Here is a 16,907-nt window from a genome sequence, read left to right on the forward strand (position 1 = left end):
CCGGTTTTGTTGTGACGGGCCGCGCTCACGTCCGTACCGCCGGTGGCGGGTGTTAGGACGTCCGAGCATTCCCTCATTCCGCGGCTCCTCGTTCGATTATCGCAAGCGGGGAGTCCTGCCCGAAACGGTGTGAATGCGGCCCTTGGGGTAGCCCAGGGGTGGGTCGATGGTGTCACCCGGCGAGGGCATGGAAAAGCCGCCGGGCGTGTTGCGACCCGGCGGCCTTCTCAGACGGTGTGAGCGGCGCGGCGGGTCAGCCGGCTACTCGTACGGCGAGCGCGTCGCCGATCTCGTCGGTGCTGCGGGCGGGCTTGCCCACGCGCTCCGCGAGGTCGGTGGAGACGGCCTCCTCGATGCGGGCGGCCTCGGCCTCGTAGCCGAGGTGACGCAGCAGGAGGGCGACCGACAGGACGGTGGCCGACGGGTCGGCCTTGCCTTGGCCCGCGATGTCGGGCGCCGAGCCGTGCACGGGCTCGAACATCGACGGGAACTCGCCGGACGGGTTGATGTTGCCCGAGGCGGCGACCCCGATGCCCCCGGAGATGGCGGCGGCCAGGTCGGTGATGATGTCGCCGAAGAGGTTGTCGGTGACGATCACGTCGAAGCGCTCGGGCTGCGTGACGAGGTAGATCGTCGCCGCGTCCACGTGCATGTACTCGGTGGTGACCTCGGGGAACTCCTCCCCCACCTTGTTGAAGATGTCCGTCCACAGGTGACCGGCGTGCACGAGCACGTTGTTCTTGTGGACGAGGGCCAGCTTCTTGCGGGGGCGGGCCTGCGCGCGGGCGTAGGCGTCGCGCACGACGCGCTCGATGCCGAAGGCTGTGTTCAGCGAGACCTCGGTGGCGACCGCGTGCGGGGTGCCGCCGCGGATGGTGCCGCCGTTGCCCGTGTACGGGCCCTCGGTGCCCTCGCGGACCACGACGAAGTCGATCTCGGGCTGGCCCGCGAGCGGGGTCTCGACGCCCGGGAGCAGCTTGGAGGGCCGCAGGTTGACGTGGTGGTCGAAGGCGAAGCGGAGCTTGAGCAGGAAGCCGCGCTCCAGGACGCCGGACGGCACCGAGGGGTCGCCGATCGCGCCGAGCAGGATCGCGTCGTGCTGCTTCAACTGCTCCAGGTCCGCGTCGGTGAGGGTCTCACCGGTGGCGTGGTAACGCTGGGCACCGAAGTCGTACTCCTTGGTCTCCAGCTTCACATCCTGCGGAAGGACGGCGGAGAGCACCTTGAGCCCCTGGGCCACGACCTCCTGGCCGATGCCGTCACCGGGAATCACTGCGAGATTGATGCTGCGAGACATGACGGCACCGTACTCCTTGTCCCATGGAATGACACACGCCGTCCGGGATACGGACACGCGGCATCATGACGTCACCATGGTGGAGGCGGAGAGCGGAACGGCGCCCAAGCTGACGGTGTCGGCGCTCGCACGGGCGGCGAGCGGATCGACCATGTCGAGGTGCGGCGCGGCACATGACGCGGGGCGCCCGTCCGCGCTGCACCTCGTGGGGTGCGGCTCCCGGTGGAGGTGATCTCCCGGCCCAGCCGTGAGATCAGCGGCCTTACAACTGAGGCCGCGGTTCAGTGGCCGGTCTCGCCGCCGTTGTCCCGGCGGTCGAGGGCGCGCTGGAGCGCTGCGGCGGCCTTCTTGCGGTCGGACTCGCTCGTACGGGAAACGTGACGGACTCGGCGGCGGGCGGTCGTCTCGGCCATGGGAAATCGACTCCTTCGAGATCCGGGAGTGCGGAAAGGGGTAACGAGACGCCGGAGGGCGGGGAGCGGTGCCGCAGGGGTTGCCTGCACGGGGCCCGGCTCACGACCGCCATTCGCTTGATCGAGCGAGACGTTCGGCTTCTACAAAGCTAAGCGAGGAGCGGGCATCTGTCTCCACAATTACTCGGACTTCCTACTATCTGAGACGGCCGATCTGGTCACTCGCCCGTGACCTGCGCACTCGTCAGACACCCGGATGCCGGTCCCCTCCCTGGCGCAACCGCTCAGCTCCTGACAACCGCCCGCACCGCGAACGGTCAGAGCACGTCGCCGTCCCGCCAGTCGAAGACCAGCTTGTGCTTGGGATCGAGGGGGCCCGCGGCTGCGTGGCGCACGAAGGTGGAGTCCTCTTCGTCGCGCAGGCGCACGACGCCGTGGGTCCCGAGGGCGCAGACGCGGCCGGACCAGAGCTGCCAGCCGCGCGCGGTGTAGAGAGGGGCGCCGTCGTCGCTCGCGGAGAGCGCACCGAGGTCGTAGGCGCGGTCGACGATCCGCTCCAGCTCGGCCATGACGCGTCCGCCCAGCCCCCGGCGCCGCACGTCCGCCCGCACACCCACGGCCTCGACATACCCGACGCGCAGCCAGCGCTTCCGGTACCGGACGCGCCGCTGGATGACGGACCCGTGCGCGGCGAGCCCCTGCTCGTCGGTCACCAGCGCATGCATCCCGCCGAGCCCGTGCTCCCAGTCCTGATCGTCGTAGTCACCCCCGAAGGCGTCGTCCAGCAGGGCACGGGCGGCGCTGAAGTCGGCGGAGGTCAGGTCCGCGGTGTGGGCGATGCGGAGTCGGGTGGCCACCGGGCCAGTATGGCCTCCTTCGCTGGTTTTCGTACGTGACCATGTCACCATGTATCTGACCGTCACTCCGATGTATGACGCCGCCGTATGCCTTGACATGCACATATAGGACCAGCACTCTCACAGTCATCGGATGACTGCTTCAGGGAGAGGTTCCGTATGACGGCCCGACCACGGCTCCGCACCATCGTCCTGACCCTCTGCTCCGCACTGCTCGCCACGACCGCGTCGGCGCTTCCGGCCCAGGCCGGCGCCACCGCACGGGAGACGACCTGGGAGGTGCGGGGCCCCCACGGCTCCCCGACCGCCGTCGTGACGCTCGACCCGGCCGACGGGCACCCGACGCTCGCCGTCGAGCGCGACGGCCACACGGTCCTGGAGCCCTCCCCGGTCGGCCTGGTCACCGAACAGGCCGACTTCTCCAAGGGGCTGAGCCTGATCGGCCGCAGCGAGCGCGCGGTCTCCGAGCGGTACACGAGCCCGACGGGCAAGTCCCGCCTGCGCGTCGTCCATATGACCGAGTCCCGCTTCCGCTTCCGCACGGCGACGGGCGCCCGGCTCGACCTGGTCACCCGGGTGGCCCCGGACGGTGTCGCCTACCGCTACGTCCTGCCGGGATACGACGGCGACGTGCTGCGCGAAACCTCCGGCTTCACGCTCCCCGCCGGCGCGAGCGCCCTCCTCGGCGCCTACCGCGCCGACAACGAACTGCCCTTCAAGCGCTACGAGTCGGCAGCGACGGCACCGGCGGGCGCGTACATGATGCAGTCCCTCTTCCACACGGACGGCGGCTACGCGCTGATCGCCGAGTCCGACGTCACCGGCACCTATGCGGGCGCCCACCTGACCCATGAGGCGGGCTCGCCGACGTACGGCATCAGCCTGTACGACGACGCCCCGATCCACACCGCCGGCGCCCTGACCACCCCCTGGCGGGCGGTCATCACCGGTGACCTGGCGACCGTCACCGAGTCGACCTTCGTGGACGACCTGGCCCCCGCCTCCCGTGTCCGCGACACCTCGTGGATCAAGCCGGGCCCGGCGCTGTGGACCTGGCTGGCCGGCGGCAAGGAGGCCGGGCAGAGCCTCGCGGCGCAGGAGAAGTACGTGGACTACGCGGCCGAGCGCGGCTGGCCGTACGAAGTCGTGGACGCCGGCTGGTACTTCAGATCCGACGCCTGGGACGTCGTCGACCCCGAATGGCAGACGGACAGCTGGATGCCCGAACTGGTGCGCTACGCGGCGGCGAAGGGCGTCGGCATCCACGTCTGGCTGCACTACACGCTGCTCACCGACCCCGCCGAGCGCGAGAAGTGGCTCGGCACACTGGAGAGCTGGGGCGTCAAGGGCGTGAAGATCGACTTCATGGACTCGGAGTCCCAGGAACGGATGCGCTGGTACGACGACGTCCTGGAGTCGACGGCCCGTCACCACCTCATGGTGAACTTCCACGGCTCGACGATCCCGAAGGGCATCCAGCGCACCTGGCCTCAGGTCGTGACGATGGAGGGCGTCGGCGGTGAGGAGAAGCGCAACAACACAGCGGAGCACCTGGCGTCGCTGCCCTTCACGCGGAACGTCATCGGCTCCATGGACTTCACCCCGGGCGCCTTCCACCGCCCGTACCGGCCCAACGTCGGGTCCGACGCGGGCGAACTGGGCCTGACGGTCCTGTACGAGTCGGGCATCCAGAACCTCTCCGGAACCCCGGAGTCGTACGACGCCCGCCCCGAGGCACGCCGCTTCCTGGAGCAGCTCCCCGCCCGCTGGGAGGAGACGCGGCTGCTGACCGGCGACCCGGGCCGCTCGGCGGTGCTCGCACGGCGCTCCCCCGACCACCGCTGGTTCATCGGCGGCACGTTCGCGGGCGCGGCGCGGACGGTCGACGTGCCGATGCGGCTGGGCGCGGGCCGCTGGCTGGTGGAGACCTTGACGGACGGGCCGACGGGCCTGGTGCGCACGGCGCACACGGTGCGGGGCGGGGACACGCTCGCGGTGCCCGTCGGGGCGGACGGCGGCTTCGCGGCGCTGGCCTGCCGCTGGTACGAGGGCCGTACGACCTGCGAGAGCTGACATGAAAACCGCCCCCGTCCTCGGTTGTCGACAACCCAGGGCGGGGGCGGTGCTCGGAGGGGCGTCAGCCCATGTGCGGGTACGTGTAGTCCGTCGGCGGTACCAGCGTCTCCTTGATGGCACGGGTGAGGGTCCAGCGCAGCAGGTTCTGCGGGGCGCCCGCCTTGTCGTTGGTGCCGGAGGCGCGGCCGCCGCCGAAGGGCTGCTGGCCGACGACGGCGCCGGTCGACTTGTCGTTGATGTAGAAGTTGCCGGCCGCGTAGCGGAGCTTCTCCATCGTGTACGCCGCGGCGGCACGGTCGCCCGCGATGACCGAGCCCGTCAGGGCGTAGTCCGAGACCGACTCCATCTGGGTCAGCATCTCGTCGTACTTCTCGTCCTCGTAGACGTACACCGCGAGGACCGGGCCGAAGTACTCGGTCCGGAAGACCTCGTTCTCCGGGTCGGTGCACTCGATGACGGTCGGGCGCACGAAGTAGCCGACCGAGTCGTCGTAGGAGCCGCCCGCGACGACGGTGCAGGCCGGGTCCTCCTTGGCACGGTCGATCGCGGCCTTGTTCTTGGCGAAGGCGCGCTCGTCGATGACGGCGCCGATGAAGTTCGACAGGTCGGTGACGTCACCCATGGTCAGACAGTCGACCTCGGACGCGAACTCCTCCTTGAAACCGGAGTTCCAGATGGACGCAGGGATGTACGCCCGGGAGGTCGCCGAGCACTTCTGGCCCTGGTACTCGAAGGCACCGCGGGTGAGCGCCGTCTTCAGGACCGCGGCATCCGCGCTCGGGTGCGCGACGAGGAAGTCCTTGCCGCCGGTCTCGCCGACCAGGCGCGGGTACGAGCGGTACTTCTCGATGTTGTTGCCGACCGTCTTCCACAGGTACTGGAAGGTCCTGGTCGAACCGGTGAAGTGGATGCCGGCGAGGTCGCGGTGCTCCAGGGCGACCTTGGAGACCTCGATGCCGTCGCCGGTGACGAGGTTGATGACACCCTTGGGCAGGCCCGCCTCCTCCAGGAGCTGCATCAGCAGCACGGCGGCGTGGGTCTGCGTCGGGGACGGCTTCCAGACCACGACATTGCCCATCAGCGCGGGCGCGGTGGGCAGGTTGCCCGCGATCGCCGAGAAGTTGAACGGGGTGATCGCGTAGACGAAGCCCTCGAGCGGGCGGTGGTCGAGGCGGTTCCAGACACCCGGGGAGTTGGCCAGGGGCTGCTCGGCCAGGATCTGGCGGGCGTAGTGGACGTTGAAGCGCCAGAAGTCGACCAGCTCGCACGGGCTGTCGATCTCCGCCTGCTGGGCGGTCTTCGACTGGCCGAGCATGGTGGAGGCGGCGATCGTCTCGCGCCAGGGTCCGGCCAGCAGCTCGGCGGCGCGCAGGATGATCGCGGCGCGGTCGTCGAAGGACATCGCGCGCCATGCGGGCGCGGCGGCCAGGGCCGCGTCGATGGCGTCCTCGGCGTCCTGCTGGGTGGCGTTGCGGTAGGTGCCGAGGACGGCCTTGTGGTTGTGCGGCTGCACCACCTGGAAGGCCTCGCCGCCGCCCATCCGCTTCTCGCCGCCGATGGTCATCGGCAGGTCGATCGGGTTCTCGGCCAGCTCCTTGAGCTTGACCTCCAGGCGGGCGCGCTCGGGCGAACCGGGGGCGTAGCCGTGCACCGGCTCGTTGACGGGGGTGGGGACCTGGGTCACAGCGTCCATGAGTTCCGTACTCCTTGACTTGAGCGGTGTGAGGCGGGCTCAGCCCTTGCTGACCATCGAGCGGACGAAGAAGCGCGGGTTCGCCGGCTTCTCCGCCAGGCGGCGCATGCTGTGCTCTCCCGGGGGACAACCCCCCGGCCCCCGGCCGAAGCCGCGGGACAGCCGAGGTGCATCAGTCATGTGTGATCATGCTCCGCAGGAAAAATCGCAGGTTCGCCGGCTTCTCCGCCAGGCGACGCACGAAGTAGCCGTACCAGTCGGTGCCGTAGGCGGTGTACACGCGCACGCGGTGGCCTTCGGCGGCCAGCCGCAGGTGCTCATCGCTGCGGATGCCGTACAGCATCTGGAACTCGTACTCGTCGAGCTTGCGCCCGGCGCGCCGGGCGAGTTCCTGCGCGATGGAGATCAGCCGCGGGTCGTGGGAGCCGATCATCGGGTATCCCTCGCCCTCCATGAGGGTCCTCAGCACGCGGACGTACGCCTTGTCGATCTCCGCCTTCTGCTGGTACGCGACCGCCGCGGGCTCCTTGTACGCCCCCTTCACGATACGCACCCGGCTGCCGCTCGCGGCGAGTCGGCGGGCGTCGGCCTCGGTGCGGAAGAGGTAGGCCTGGATCACGCAGCCGGTCTGCGGGAAGTCCTGCCGCAGCTCCTCGTGGATGGCGAACATCGAGTCGAGGGTGGTGTGGTCCTCGGCGTCCAGCGTGACCGTGGTACCGATCGCGGCGGCGGCCTCGACGACGGGGCGGACGTTCGCGAGGGCCAGCTCGTGGCCGTTCTCCAGCGCCTGGCCGAACATCGAGAGCTTCACGGACATCTCGGCCTTCGTGCCGAGCTCCAGGTCCTTGAGACGGTCGATCAGCTCCAGGTAGGCGTCCCGCGCGGCCGTGGCCTGTTCGGGGGTCGTGATGTCCTCGCCGACGACGTCCATGGTCAGTTCGAGGCCCTTCCCGGTGAGGTCCTCGATGATCGGGACGACCTCGTCGACGGTCTCGCCGGGGATGAAGCGGTCGACGACCTGCTTGGTCACCGGGGCCGCCGAGATGAGACGGCGCATCCGGTCACTGCGCGACGCGGCGAGAATCACGGGACCCAGCACGGGGCACCTCCACAAGGGCAACAGGAGGCCGAATCCCGACCATTCGGGTACGGCACGGAGAACCACCGTGAAACCTAAGGATCCCTCCGATCGTCGGCCATCGACAGCTGTCACGCATCCGTGCCCTGGATCTCAGACATCTGTATGAGGGGGTGGGAAAATGCGGGAGAATGCCCGTGTGATGGATGTTTTCAAGGCAGGCCGGGGTGATTACCAGGAGCTCGTCGACGAGATCTCGGCGCTGCTCGGCGCCCCCGCGACCCTGGAGAACCGGGACTTCGAGCTGATCGCCTTCGCCGCGTACGACAGCGACGCCGAGTTCGACGAGGCGTCCCTCGACCCGGTCCGCACCCGCTCGATCCTCACCCGCCGCTCCACCGCGGCGGTGCGCAAGTGGTTCGAGGGCTTCGGCATCGCCCGCGCCACCGGGCCGGTGCACATCCCGCCCACGCCGGAGGCCGGCGTCTCCCGAGGAAGGATCTGTCTGCCGGTACGCCATCGGGGTGTCGTCCTCGGCTACGTGTGGCTGCTGGCCGACGAGCCGGGTCCGTCCGAGGCTCAGCTGTCCGCCGCGATGGAGGTCGCCGCCCGCATCGGGCCGCTGCTCGCGGACGAGGCGCAGGCAGGCGCGGATCTGACGCGCGAACTGCGCGCGGTGCTCACCGCCGAGCGCGGCTGGCAGCAGGACATGGCGGTGGCCGAACTGCGTACGGCGCTCGGGGCGCGGGCCGAGGGTCTGCACACGGTGGTCTGTGTCGCCCCCTGGCCCTCGGCCGACCCGGACGACGCCCCTTCGGTCCGTACGATTCCGGCGGCGACCGCACTGTGCACGGTGCCCTGGGGCACCGCCGGCCAGAGCCTGGCCCTGCTGGTGCGACTGCGCTCGGCGGACGTGCTGACGCCGGCGTTGACGGCGGCGTCGCGGCTGCTGCGCGAGGCGGAGGGCCCGCGAGGAGCCGGACCGGCGGCGGCCGGGGTGGCCGGTGCGCGTCACGGCCTCGGCGAGCTGGGCACCGCCTGGCAGGAGGCGTCGGGGGCGGCCCGCGCCGCGCTGGCGGAACCCCGGCTCGGCCCGATGGCGCAGTGGTCGTCCATCGGGCCGTACCGCCTGCTGACGTCACTCCCGCCCGAGGCGGCTCACGATCCGGCCGTACGCGCGCTCCTGACTCCTGCCCACCGCGAACTCGCCCGCACGGCCGAGGTCTTCCTGGACTGCGCCGGGCAGGCGGGGCGCACGGCCACCGAACTGGGCATCCACCGCCAGACCCTGTACTACCGCCTGTCCCGGGTCGAGCAGCTCACCGGCCTGGACCTGGATGACGGCGAGGACCGCCTGCTGCTGCACATGGCGCTGAAGGGGGCGCGGCTCTAAGCGCTCCCGGGGGCTTTCGTGGCCGCCGCGATCACCCGGCGGAGCCCCTCGGTGAGCTGATCGGCACCGGTGGCCGTCTCCGGATCGAAGATCCACTGCACCATGAGGCCCTGGAGAAGGGTCTGGTGGAGGCGGCCCTCCGTATCGACGGTCTCCTTGTCGAACTCCCCCTCCGGGATGTCATGGAACAGCGGGAGAAGTCCCGAGCGGCCCTCCTCCTGCGCTTCGGCCAGCAGCTTGCGCACCTCCGGCAGCCGGTCGCCCTGGAGGATGAGCTCGAAGCTCAGCAGCCAGACGGCCCGCGACTCGGGCAGCGACCGGATGATGTTCGCCCACACCTCCTGGAAGCGCTCCAGCGAACCCGGTGGCGCCTTCGTCTCGCCGCCCGCGCCCCGGCCGGGCGCGAAACGGTCCCCCATCTCCTCGACCAGCGAGACGTACGCCTGTACCAGCAACGCGTCCTTGGAGCCGTAGTGGTAGCCGATGGACGCCAGGTTGGTCCCCGACTCCTTGACGATGTCGCGCGCCGTCGTGCGCACGAACCCCTTCTCCAGGAGGCAGCGCTTGGCGCCCTCGAGCAGATCCTCACGGTGTCCCATACCGCCACCCTACCCCGGTTCAGACAACCGTCCCACACAAACGTCTTAAACGTTCGTACTAGACAAGCGTTTAAGACGACCGTACAGTCCTTGGCATGACGAACTCGACGAGCACGACCAACCTCGGTGCGCCGAGCGCCCCGGCCCGGGCCGGCCGCCGCGAGTGGACCGCCCTGGCCGTCCTGATGCTTCCCCTGCTGCTGGTCTCGATGGACGTGTCGGTCCTCTACTTCGCGATCCCGTCGATCAGCGCGGACCTGGAGCCGAGCAGCACGCAGCAGCTGTGGATCTTCGACATCTACGCCTTCGTCCTCGCCGGGCTGCTGATGACGATGGGTTCGCTGGGCGACCGCATCGGCCGACGCAAGCTGCTGCTGCTCGGGGCCGCCGCCTTCGGGGCCGCCTCGCTGGTGGCGGCCTACGCGAACAGCGCCGAGACCCTGATCGCGGCCCGCGCGGTCCTCGGCATCGGCGGCGCGACGCTCATGCCGTCCACGATGGCGCTGATCCGCACGATGTTCACCGACCCCGGGCAGCGGGCGAAGGCGATCGGCCTGTGGTCCGGCGTGATGACGGCCGGCATCGCGCTCGGCTCGGTGATGAGCGGCGTGCTCGTCGAGTACTTCTGGTGGGGCTCGGTGTTCCTGGTCAACCTGCCCGCGATGGCCCTGCTGCTGGTCCTCGGCCCCTTCCTGCTCCCGGAATCGAAGAACCCCGAGCCCGACCGCTTCGACCTCCTCAGCGTGCCGCTGTCGATGGCGGCGGTCCTGCCGGTGATCTACGGCCTGAAGGAGATCCCGGCGCAGGGCCGGCACGTCCAGTACGTGGTGGCGGTGGCCGTGGGTCTGGTGTTCGCGGCCCTGTTCGTCCACCGCCAGCGCACGACGGCGTCCCCACTGATCTCACCGGCCCTGTTCCGCTCCCCGGGCTTCGCTCCCGCCCTCACCCTCAACCTGATCTCGTCCTTCGCCATGCTGGGTTCGGCGTACTTCACCACCCAGTACCTGCAGTCGGTCCTGGGCAAGAGCGCGCTGGAGGCCGCCCTGTGGGCCCTGCTCCCCTCGGTGCTGATCGGCTTCGCGGCGCCCGTGACGACCCAGCTGGTGCAGAAGGGCGTGAACCGGGCGTACGTCGTCACGGCCGGCTTCGTGGTCGCGGCCTGTGGCTACGGGATGCTGGCGCTCGCCGGCACCGACTCGATGTGGCTGGTGCTGGCCGGCGCGGGAGTACTGGCCGCCGGAATCGTCACCGTGATCTCGCAGATGATGGACCTGGCGATGGGCGCCGCGCCGGTGGAGAGGGCGGGCGCCGCGTCCTCCTTGATGGAGACGGGCGCGGAGTTCGGCGGCGCGCTGGGCATGGCGGTCCTCGGCTCGATCGGCACGGCGGTCTACCGCCGCGGCATCCCGGCTTCGGCTCCGTCCCCGGTCCACGAGACGCTGGGCGGCGCGCTCTCGGTGGCCCACACGATGCCGGGCCGGGCGGGAGCGGAGCTGCTGGCCGTGGCACGCGAGGCGTTCACGAACGGCATGCAGACGGCGGCGCTCACCGGAGGGGCCCTGCTGCTGGCCGCGGCGGCACTCGCCGCGGCGACCCTGCGGGGCGTCCGGGTGCGTGACACCAAGGCGTAGGAAGGACGCAGTACGCAGTGGGGCCCGGCCACCTGAGGTGGCCGGGCCCCACTGCGTACTGCGCGGGTGTCAGACCAGGTTCACCGAGCGGGCGGAGGTCGCGCCGATCTCCTCGGCCACCTCCATCAGGACGTTCGCCGACACCGTGTCGTCGACCGTGAGGACGGCGAGGGCCTCGCCGCCTGCGATGTCGCGAGCCACCTGCATGCCGGCGATGTTGATGCCGGCCTCGCCGAGGATGCGTCCCAGCGTGCCGACCACGCCCGGGCGGTCGGTGTAGCGCAGCACGACCATGTGGTCCGCCAGCGCCAGGTCAACGTCGTAGTCGCCCACCGCCACGATCTTCTGGTGGTGCTTCGGGCCGGCCAACGTGCCGGACACCGAAACCTCCTCGCCGTCGGCGAGCGTGCCGCGCACGGTCACCACATTGCGGTGGTCCGTGGCCTCCGAGCTGGTGGTCAGGCGCACCTCGACACCGCGCTCCTGGGCGAACAGCGGCGCGTTGACGTACGAGACCGTCTCGTCCACGACGTCCTCGAAGACGCCCTTGAGCGCGGACAGTTCGAGCACCTTCACATCGTGCTGGGTGATCTCGCCGTACACCTCGACGTCGAGCCGGACCGCGACCTCGCCCGCGAGCGCGGTGAAGATGCGGCCGAGCTTCTCGGCGAGCGGCAGACCCGGCTTGACGTCCTCGGCGATGACGCCACCCTGGACGTTCACCGCGTCCGGCACCAGCTCGCCGGCGAGCGCGAGGCGCACCGACTTGGCGACCGCGATACCGGCCTTCTCCTGCGCCTCGTCGGTCGAAGCGCCCAGGTGCGGGGTGCAGACGACCTGGTCGAGCTCGAACAGCGGCGAGTCCGTGCACGGCTCCTTCGCGTACACGTCGAGGCCCGCGCCGGCGACCCGGCCCTCCTTGAGCGCCGAGTACAGCGCCTCCTCGTCCACGATCCCGCCGCGCGCGGCGTTGACGATGCGGACGCCCGGCTTCACCTTGTGCAGCGCCTCGTCGCCGATCAGGCCCAGGGTCTCGGGGGTCTTGGGCAGGTGGACGGTGATGAAGTCGGAGACCTCGAGCAGCTCGTCCAGCGACAGCACCTTGACGCCCATCTGCGCGGCCCGGGCAGGCTGGACGTACGGGTCGTAGGCGACGACCTTCATGCCGAACGCGGACATACGCTGCGCGACCAGCGCGCCGATGCGGCCGAGACCGACCACGCCGAGGGTCTTCTCGGCGAGCTCGACACCCGTGTACTTGCTGCGCTTCCACTCGCCGTTCTTCAGCGCGGCGTTGGCCTGCGGGATGTTGCGGGCGGTGGAGACGATCAGACCGCAGGCCAGCTCGGCGGCGGTCACGATGTTCGAGGTGGGGGCGTTGACGACCATCACGCCGGCCTTGGTGGCGGCGGAGACGTCCACGTTGTCGAGGCCGACGCCGGCTCGTGCGACGACCTTCAGCTTGTTCGCGGCGGCGATGGCCTCGGCGTCCACCTTCGTCGCGGAGCGGATCAGAATGGCATCGACGTCGGCGATCGCCGGCAGCAGCTCCGCACGGTCCGCGCCGTTGCAGTGCCGGATCTCGAAGTCGGGGCCGAGGGCGTCGACGGTCGCGGGCGACAGCTCTTCAGCGATGAGTACGACGGGTTTCGAGCTCACGTGAGTCCTCACATGTCCAATGCGGACGGCCGTCCCGACGGCCGCAGGCGGTGGAGGGGAGTGGCACCGGGCAAGTGCGAGTGCGTTCCTGCGTCGATCGGTGCCTGCTCTCGGTGCCGGACGAAGGCTCTCGTAGCGGAGCTACTTGGGCCTTGGGCCGGTGCGGCGAGAGTGCGTGCCGGGCGGCGTGGGGGCGTGCCTGCAATTCCTCGGTGTCGCTTAGCCGCGTGGAAGACGCACGACACTGTGGGCCTGACGCGTTTGTTGTGCAGCAGTGTAGTGGCGCCAGGTGCGTCGTTTTACGCCGCTGCGGAAGGATCACCCGTCCGTGGCTGGACGGGCTGGACAACGCCTCGTACCAGACGTTACTCCCGGTTCGCCTAAGGGGCCGGAGCAACTGCTCCGGCCCCTTGGCCGTGAGGCTTACGCCTCCTCGTTGACCCAGCTCATCAGCTTGCGCAGCTGCTTGCCGGTGGTCTCCAGCAGGTGCTCGGAGTCCTGCTGCTTGTACTCGTTGTACTTCTTCAGACCGCCGTGGTACTCGTCCATCCAGTTCTGGGCGAACGTGCCGTCCTGGATCTCCGCGAGGACCTTCTTCATCTCGGCCTTGGTGGCGTCGGTGATGATGCGCGGACCGGTGACGTAGTCGCCCCACTCAGCGGTCTCCGACACCGACCAGCGCATCTTCTCCAGGCCGCCCTCGTACATCAGGTCGACGATCAGCTTCAGCTCGTGCAGGCACTCGAAGTACGCGATCTCCGGCTGGTAGCCCGCCTCGACCAGGGTCTCGAAGCCCGCCTTCACCAGCGCCGAGGTGCCACCGCACAGCACCGCCTGCTCACCGAACAGGTCGGTCTCGGTCTCCTCGGTGAAGGTCGTCTTGATGACACCCGCACGGGTACCGCCGATCCCCTTGGCATACGACAGCGCCAGCGCGAACCCGCCTCCCGAGGCATCCTGCTCCACTGCGACGATGCACGGGACGCCACGGCCTTCCTCGTACTGACGGCGCACCAGGTGGCCCGGGCCCTTCGGGGCGACCATGCACACGTCCACACCGGCCGGGGGCTTGATGAACCCGAAGCGGATGTTGAAACCGTGGCCGAAGAACAGCGCGTCGCCGTCCTTCAGGTTGGGGGCGATGGACTCCTCGTAGACCTGGGCCTGGATCGGGTCCGGCACCAGGATCATGATCACGTCGGCCTCGGCGGCGGCCTCCGCCGGGGTCACCACACGCAGGCCCAGCTCCTCCGCCTTCGCCTTGGACTTGGAGCCCTCGTGCAGACCGACGCGCACGTCGACGCCCGAGTCACGCAGCGACAGCGCGTGGGCGTGGCCCTGGCTGCCGTAGCCGATGACCGCGACCTTGCGGCCCTGGATGATGGACAGGTCGGCGTCAGCGTCGTAGAACAGCTCGGCCACTTTGGGTTCTCTCCTTGGTGTGCAGGTGTTGCGTCCCACCGTATGACGGTGAGGGGAAGGGACGTCTCTGGGTCTCGGAATACGGGCGTCCGGCCGGCGGCCGGCCGCCCGTCTCCGGTCGTACGGGAATCCTCTACGAGTCCTACGCGGACCGGTCGAGGGCGCGCAGGGAGCGGTCCGTGATCGAACGCGCGCCGCGGCCGATCGCGATCGTGCCGGACTGGACCAGCTCCTTGATGCCGTAAGGCTCCAGCATCTTGAGCATGGCCGACAGCTTGTCGCTGCCGCCGGTTGCCTCGATGGTGACGGCCTCCGGGGAGACGTCGACGGTCTTGGCGCGGAACAGCTGGACGATCTCGACGATCTGGGAGCGCGTCTCGTTGTCGGCGCGCACCTTCACCAGAACGAGTTCGCGCTGAACGGCCTGCGACGGCTCCAGTTCGACGATCTTCAGGACGTTGACGAGCTTGTTGAGCTGCTTGGTGACCTGTTCGAGCGGCAGGTCCTCGACGTTCACCACGATGGTGATGCGGGAGATGTCGGGGTGCTCGGTGACGCCGACCGCGAGCGAGTCGATGTTGAAGCCTCGGCGGGAGAACAGGGCGGCGATCCGGGCGAGGATGCCCGGCGTGTTCTCGACGAGGACCGAGAGGGTGTGCTTGGACATGGTTTTCACTCAGCTCTCTCTCAGTCGTCTTCGTTGTCGCCGAAGTCGGGGCGGACGTCCCGGGCGGCCATGATCTCGTCGTTGGAGGTGCCGGCGGCGACCATCGGCCACACCATCGCGTCCTCGTGGACGATGAAGTCGATGACGACCGGACGGTCGTTGACGGAGTTCGCCTCTGCGATGACCTTGTCGAGGTCCTCCGAGGACTCGCAGCGGATCGCGTAGCAGCCCATGGCCTCCGACAGCTTCACGAAGTCGGGGACGCGGGTGCCGGCGCTCGGCTGCTTGCCGGACCCGGCGGCGGAGCCATTGTTCAACTCGGCCGGGCCGGAGTGCAGCACCGTGTTGGAGTACCGCTGGTTGTAGAAGAGAGTCTGCCACTGGCGGACCATCCCGAGGGCGCCGTTGTTGATGATGGCGACCTTGATCGGGATGTTGTTCAGGGCGCAGGTGGTGAGCTCCTGGTTGGTCATCTGGAAGCAGCCGTCGCCGTCGATCGCCCAGACGGTCCGATCCGGCTGCCCGGCCTTGGCGCCCATCGCGGCCGGGACCGCGTAGCCCATGGTCCCGGCGCCACCGGAGTTCAGCCACGTGGCGGGCTTGTCGTACTGGATGAAGTGCGCGGCCCACATCTGGTGCTGGCCGACACCCGCCGCGAAGATCGTGCCTTCCGGCGCGAGCTGCCCGATGCGCTCGATGACCTGCTGCGGCGACAGCGAGCCGTCCTCCGGCAGGTCGTAGCCGAGCGGATACGTCTGGCGCCAGCGGTTCAGGTCGGTCCACCAGGCGGCGTAGTCGCCCTTGTGGCCCTCGCTGTGCTCCTTCTGCACGGCCTGGATCAGGTCCGCGATGACCTCGCGGGCGTCACCGACGATCGGCACGTCGGCGGCTCGGTTCTTGCCGATCTCGGCCGGGTCGATGTCGGCGTGGACGATCTTGGCGTACGGGGCGAAGCTGTCCAGCTTGCCGGTGACGCGGTCGTCGAAACGGGCTCCGAGGGCGACGATCAGGTCTGCCTTCTGCAGCGCGGTGACGGCGGTGACCGCACCGTGCATGCCCGGCATCCCCACGTGCAGCGGGTGGCTGTCGGGGAATGCGCCGAGCGCCATCAGGGTGGTGGTGACGGGCGCTCCGGTGAGTTCCGCGAGGACCTTCAGCTCGGCGGTGGCGTGCGCCTTCAGGACGCCGCCGCCGACGTAGAGGACGGGCCGCTTGGCGGACGTGATCAGCTTGGCTGCCTCGCGGATCTGCTTGGCGTGCGGCTTGGTGACCGGACGGTAGCCGGGCAGGTCCGCGACGGGCGGCCAGGAGAAGGTCGTCTGCGTCTGCAGCACGTCCTTCGGAATGTCGACGAGGACCGGACCGGGGCGACCGGTCGAGGCGATGTGGAACGCCTCTGCGATCGTCTTCGGGATGTCCTCGGCCTTGGTGACCAGGAAGCTGTGCTTGGTGATCGGCATCGTGATGCCGACGATGTCCGCCTCCTGGAAGGCGTCCGTGCCGATCGCCTTGGAGACGACCTGGCCAGTGATAGCGACCAGCGGCACCGAGTCCATGTTCGCGTCGGCGATCGGCGTCACCAGGTTCGTGGCACCGGGGCCCGAGGTGGCCATGCAGACGCCGACCTTGCCGGTCGCCTGCGCGTAACCGGTGGCCGCGTGGCCCGCACCCTGTTCGTGACGGACGAGCACGTGGCGCACCCGGCTGGAGTCCATCAGCGGGTCGTACGCGGGAAGGATCGTGCCGCCGGGAATGCCGAATACGGTGTCGACCCCGACCTCCTCAAGCGAGCGAATGAGGGACTTCGCACCCGTGACGTGCTCGGGCGCGGACTGGTGTCCTCCGGATCGGGGCCGCGGCTGCGGGTGATGGGCCCCGGTGGCCTGCTCGGTCATCGGCATTCTCTTCTCGATGCTGAGGGTTTTTGCGAGGTTTGGGCGTTGTTCGACTGGTGCGTGTGCAACAAAAAACCCCTCGTGCCGTGAGGCAAGCGAGGGGAGCGCGCCGGGTGTGGTCGCTGGGTTTTCCGGTCCGTTTCCGGTGGGTCCCAGCTCAGCCGACGCGCTGTCCAAGTACGAGAATTCGGGTGCGCATGGCACTGACCCTCTCCCTGGCACGCTGT

At 69.4% G+C, this 16,907-nt stretch carries 14 protein-coding genes; 3 read left to right on the forward strand and 11 right to left on the reverse strand.

The features are described from left to right. Window positions 1–253: 253 nt before the first annotated feature. The 3 genes from ACZ3TS_RS10915 to ACZ3TS_RS10925 form a co-directional block, all read right to left on the reverse strand. Window positions 254–1,297, reverse strand: coding sequence for a 3-isopropylmalate dehydrogenase (locus ACZ3TS_RS10915; RefSeq protein WP_467616004.1), 1,044 nt, complete (start codon window positions 1,295–1,297; stop codon window positions 254–256). 281 nt (window positions 1,298–1,578) lie between these two features. Continuing rightward, window positions 1,579–1,710 carry a hypothetical protein gene (locus ACZ3TS_RS10920; protein WP_107116645.1) on the reverse strand — a complete coding sequence of 44 codons (132 nt, stop codon included), beginning with the start codon at window positions 1,708–1,710 and terminating at the stop codon, window positions 1,579–1,581. 317 nt (window positions 1,711–2,027) lie between these two features. Next, window positions 2,028–2,567: a GNAT family N-acetyltransferase gene (locus ACZ3TS_RS10925; RefSeq protein ID WP_467616006.1), complete on the reverse strand. Its 540-nt coding sequence runs from the start codon at window positions 2,565–2,567 to the stop codon at window positions 2,028–2,030. Between the two features lie 159 nt (window positions 2,568–2,726). Between ACZ3TS_RS10925 and ACZ3TS_RS10930 the strand changes: the two genes are divergently transcribed. Then, window positions 2,727–4,640: a glycoside hydrolase family 97 protein gene (locus ACZ3TS_RS10930; protein WP_467616007.1), complete on the forward strand. Its 1,914-nt coding sequence runs from the start codon at window positions 2,727–2,729 to the stop codon at window positions 4,638–4,640. A 64-nt stretch (window positions 4,641–4,704) separates the two neighbouring features. Here the strand turns inward: ACZ3TS_RS10930 and pruA are convergent, their stop codons facing one another. From pruA to ACZ3TS_RS10945, 3 genes are read right to left on the reverse strand one after another with little or no spacing between them, the layout of a single operon-like run. Continuing rightward, window positions 4,705–6,336, reverse strand: a complete 1,632-nt coding sequence (pruA, locus tag ACZ3TS_RS10935) for an L-glutamate gamma-semialdehyde dehydrogenase (protein WP_467616010.1) — start codon at window positions 6,334–6,336, stop codon at window positions 4,705–4,707. Window positions 6,337–6,375: 39 nt separating this feature from the next. Further along, the gene (locus tag ACZ3TS_RS10940) at window positions 6,376–6,516 is read right to left on the reverse strand and encodes a hypothetical protein (RefSeq protein WP_467616011.1); all 141 of its coding nucleotides are present in this window, start codon (window positions 6,514–6,516) and stop codon (window positions 6,376–6,378) included. Next, on the reverse strand, window positions 6,509–7,435 hold the full coding sequence (locus ACZ3TS_RS10945) for a proline dehydrogenase family protein (protein ID WP_467616013.1): 927 nt from the start codon (window positions 7,433–7,435) through the stop codon (window positions 6,509–6,511). The genes ACZ3TS_RS10940 and ACZ3TS_RS10945 overlap by 8 nt, the downstream gene beginning before the upstream one ends. 160 nt (window positions 7,436–7,595) lie before the next feature. Here ACZ3TS_RS10945 and ACZ3TS_RS10950 point away from each other — a divergent pair, with 160 nt between their 5' ends. Then, on the forward strand, window positions 7,596–8,807 hold the full coding sequence (locus ACZ3TS_RS10950) for a PucR family transcriptional regulator (RefSeq protein WP_467616015.1): 1,212 nt from the start codon (window positions 7,596–7,598) through the stop codon (window positions 8,805–8,807). On the opposite strand, the gene ACZ3TS_RS10955 is transcribed toward ACZ3TS_RS10950, so the two are convergent. Then, complete coding sequence (locus ACZ3TS_RS10955) at window positions 8,804–9,406, reverse strand: TetR/AcrR family transcriptional regulator (RefSeq protein WP_467616016.1); 603 nt, start codon at window positions 9,404–9,406, stop codon at window positions 8,804–8,806. The two genes, ACZ3TS_RS10950 and ACZ3TS_RS10955, sit on opposite strands and share 4 nt — an antisense overlap. Before the next feature lie 95 nt (window positions 9,407–9,501). On the opposite strand from ACZ3TS_RS10955, the gene ACZ3TS_RS10960 reads away from it, so the two are divergent. Beyond that, complete coding sequence (locus ACZ3TS_RS10960; RefSeq protein ID WP_467616017.1) at window positions 9,502–11,037, forward strand: MFS transporter; 1,536 nt, start codon at window positions 9,502–9,504, stop codon at window positions 11,035–11,037. Between the two features lie 69 nt (window positions 11,038–11,106). On the opposite strand, the gene serA is transcribed toward ACZ3TS_RS10960, so the two are convergent. From serA to ACZ3TS_RS10980, 4 genes are all read right to left on the reverse strand, one after another. Then, on the reverse strand, window positions 11,107–12,696 hold the full coding sequence (serA, locus tag ACZ3TS_RS10965) for a phosphoglycerate dehydrogenase (RefSeq protein ID WP_467616020.1): 1,590 nt from the start codon (window positions 12,694–12,696) through the stop codon (window positions 11,107–11,109). Between the two features lie 423 nt (window positions 12,697–13,119). After that, complete coding sequence (ilvC, locus tag ACZ3TS_RS10970) at window positions 13,120–14,118, reverse strand: ketol-acid reductoisomerase (protein ID WP_467616022.1); 999 nt, start codon at window positions 14,116–14,118, stop codon at window positions 13,120–13,122. Between the two features lie 142 nt (window positions 14,119–14,260). After that, entirely contained in the window at window positions 14,261–14,785 is a 525-nt protein-coding gene (gene ilvN / locus ACZ3TS_RS10975; protein WP_467616024.1) for an acetolactate synthase small subunit, read from the reverse strand. A gap of 20 nt (window positions 14,786–14,805) precedes the next feature. Next, the gene (locus ACZ3TS_RS10980; protein ID WP_467616025.1) at window positions 14,806–16,680 is read right to left on the reverse strand and encodes an acetolactate synthase large subunit; all 1,875 of its coding nucleotides are present in this window, start codon (window positions 16,678–16,680) and stop codon (window positions 14,806–14,808) included. Window positions 16,681–16,907: the final 227 nt, after the last annotated feature.

Source organism: Streptomyces sp. NPDC022910 (assembly GCF_055561075.1).

Bases quoted from the DNA above. Each gene is read 5' to 3' on its own strand.
- ACZ3TS_RS10915 (WP_467616004.1), bottom strand. From the start codon at position 1,297: ATGTCTCGCAGCATCAATCTCGCAGTGATTCCCGGTGACGGCATCGGC.
- ACZ3TS_RS10920 (WP_107116645.1), bottom strand. From the start codon at position 1,710: ATGGCCGAGACGACCGCCCGCCGCCGAGTCCGTCACGTTTCCCGTACG.
- ACZ3TS_RS10930 (WP_467616007.1), top strand. From the start codon at position 2,727: ATGACGGCCCGACCACGGCTCCGCACCATCGTCCTGACCCTCTGCTCC.
- pruA (WP_467616010.1), bottom strand. From the start codon at position 6,336: ATGGACGCTGTGACCCAGGTCCCCACCCCCGTCAACGAGCCGGTGCAC.
- ACZ3TS_RS10940 (WP_467616011.1), bottom strand. From the start codon at position 6,516: ATGACTGATGCACCTCGGCTGTCCCGCGGCTTCGGCCGGGGGCCGGGG.
- ACZ3TS_RS10950 (WP_467616015.1), top strand. From the start codon at position 7,596: ATGCGGGAGAATGCCCGTGTGATGGATGTTTTCAAGGCAGGCCGGGGT.
- ACZ3TS_RS10955 (WP_467616016.1), bottom strand. From the start codon at position 9,406: ATGGGACACCGTGAGGATCTGCTCGAGGGCGCCAAGCGCTGCCTCCTG.
- ACZ3TS_RS10960 (WP_467616017.1), top strand. From the start codon at position 9,502: ATGACGAACTCGACGAGCACGACCAACCTCGGTGCGCCGAGCGCCCCG.
- ilvN (WP_467616024.1), bottom strand. From the start codon at position 14,785: ATGTCCAAGCACACCCTCTCGGTCCTCGTCGAGAACACGCCGGGCATC.
- ACZ3TS_RS10980 (WP_467616025.1), bottom strand. From the start codon at position 16,680: ATGACCGAGCAGGCCACCGGGGCCCATCACCCGCAGCCGCGGCCCCGA.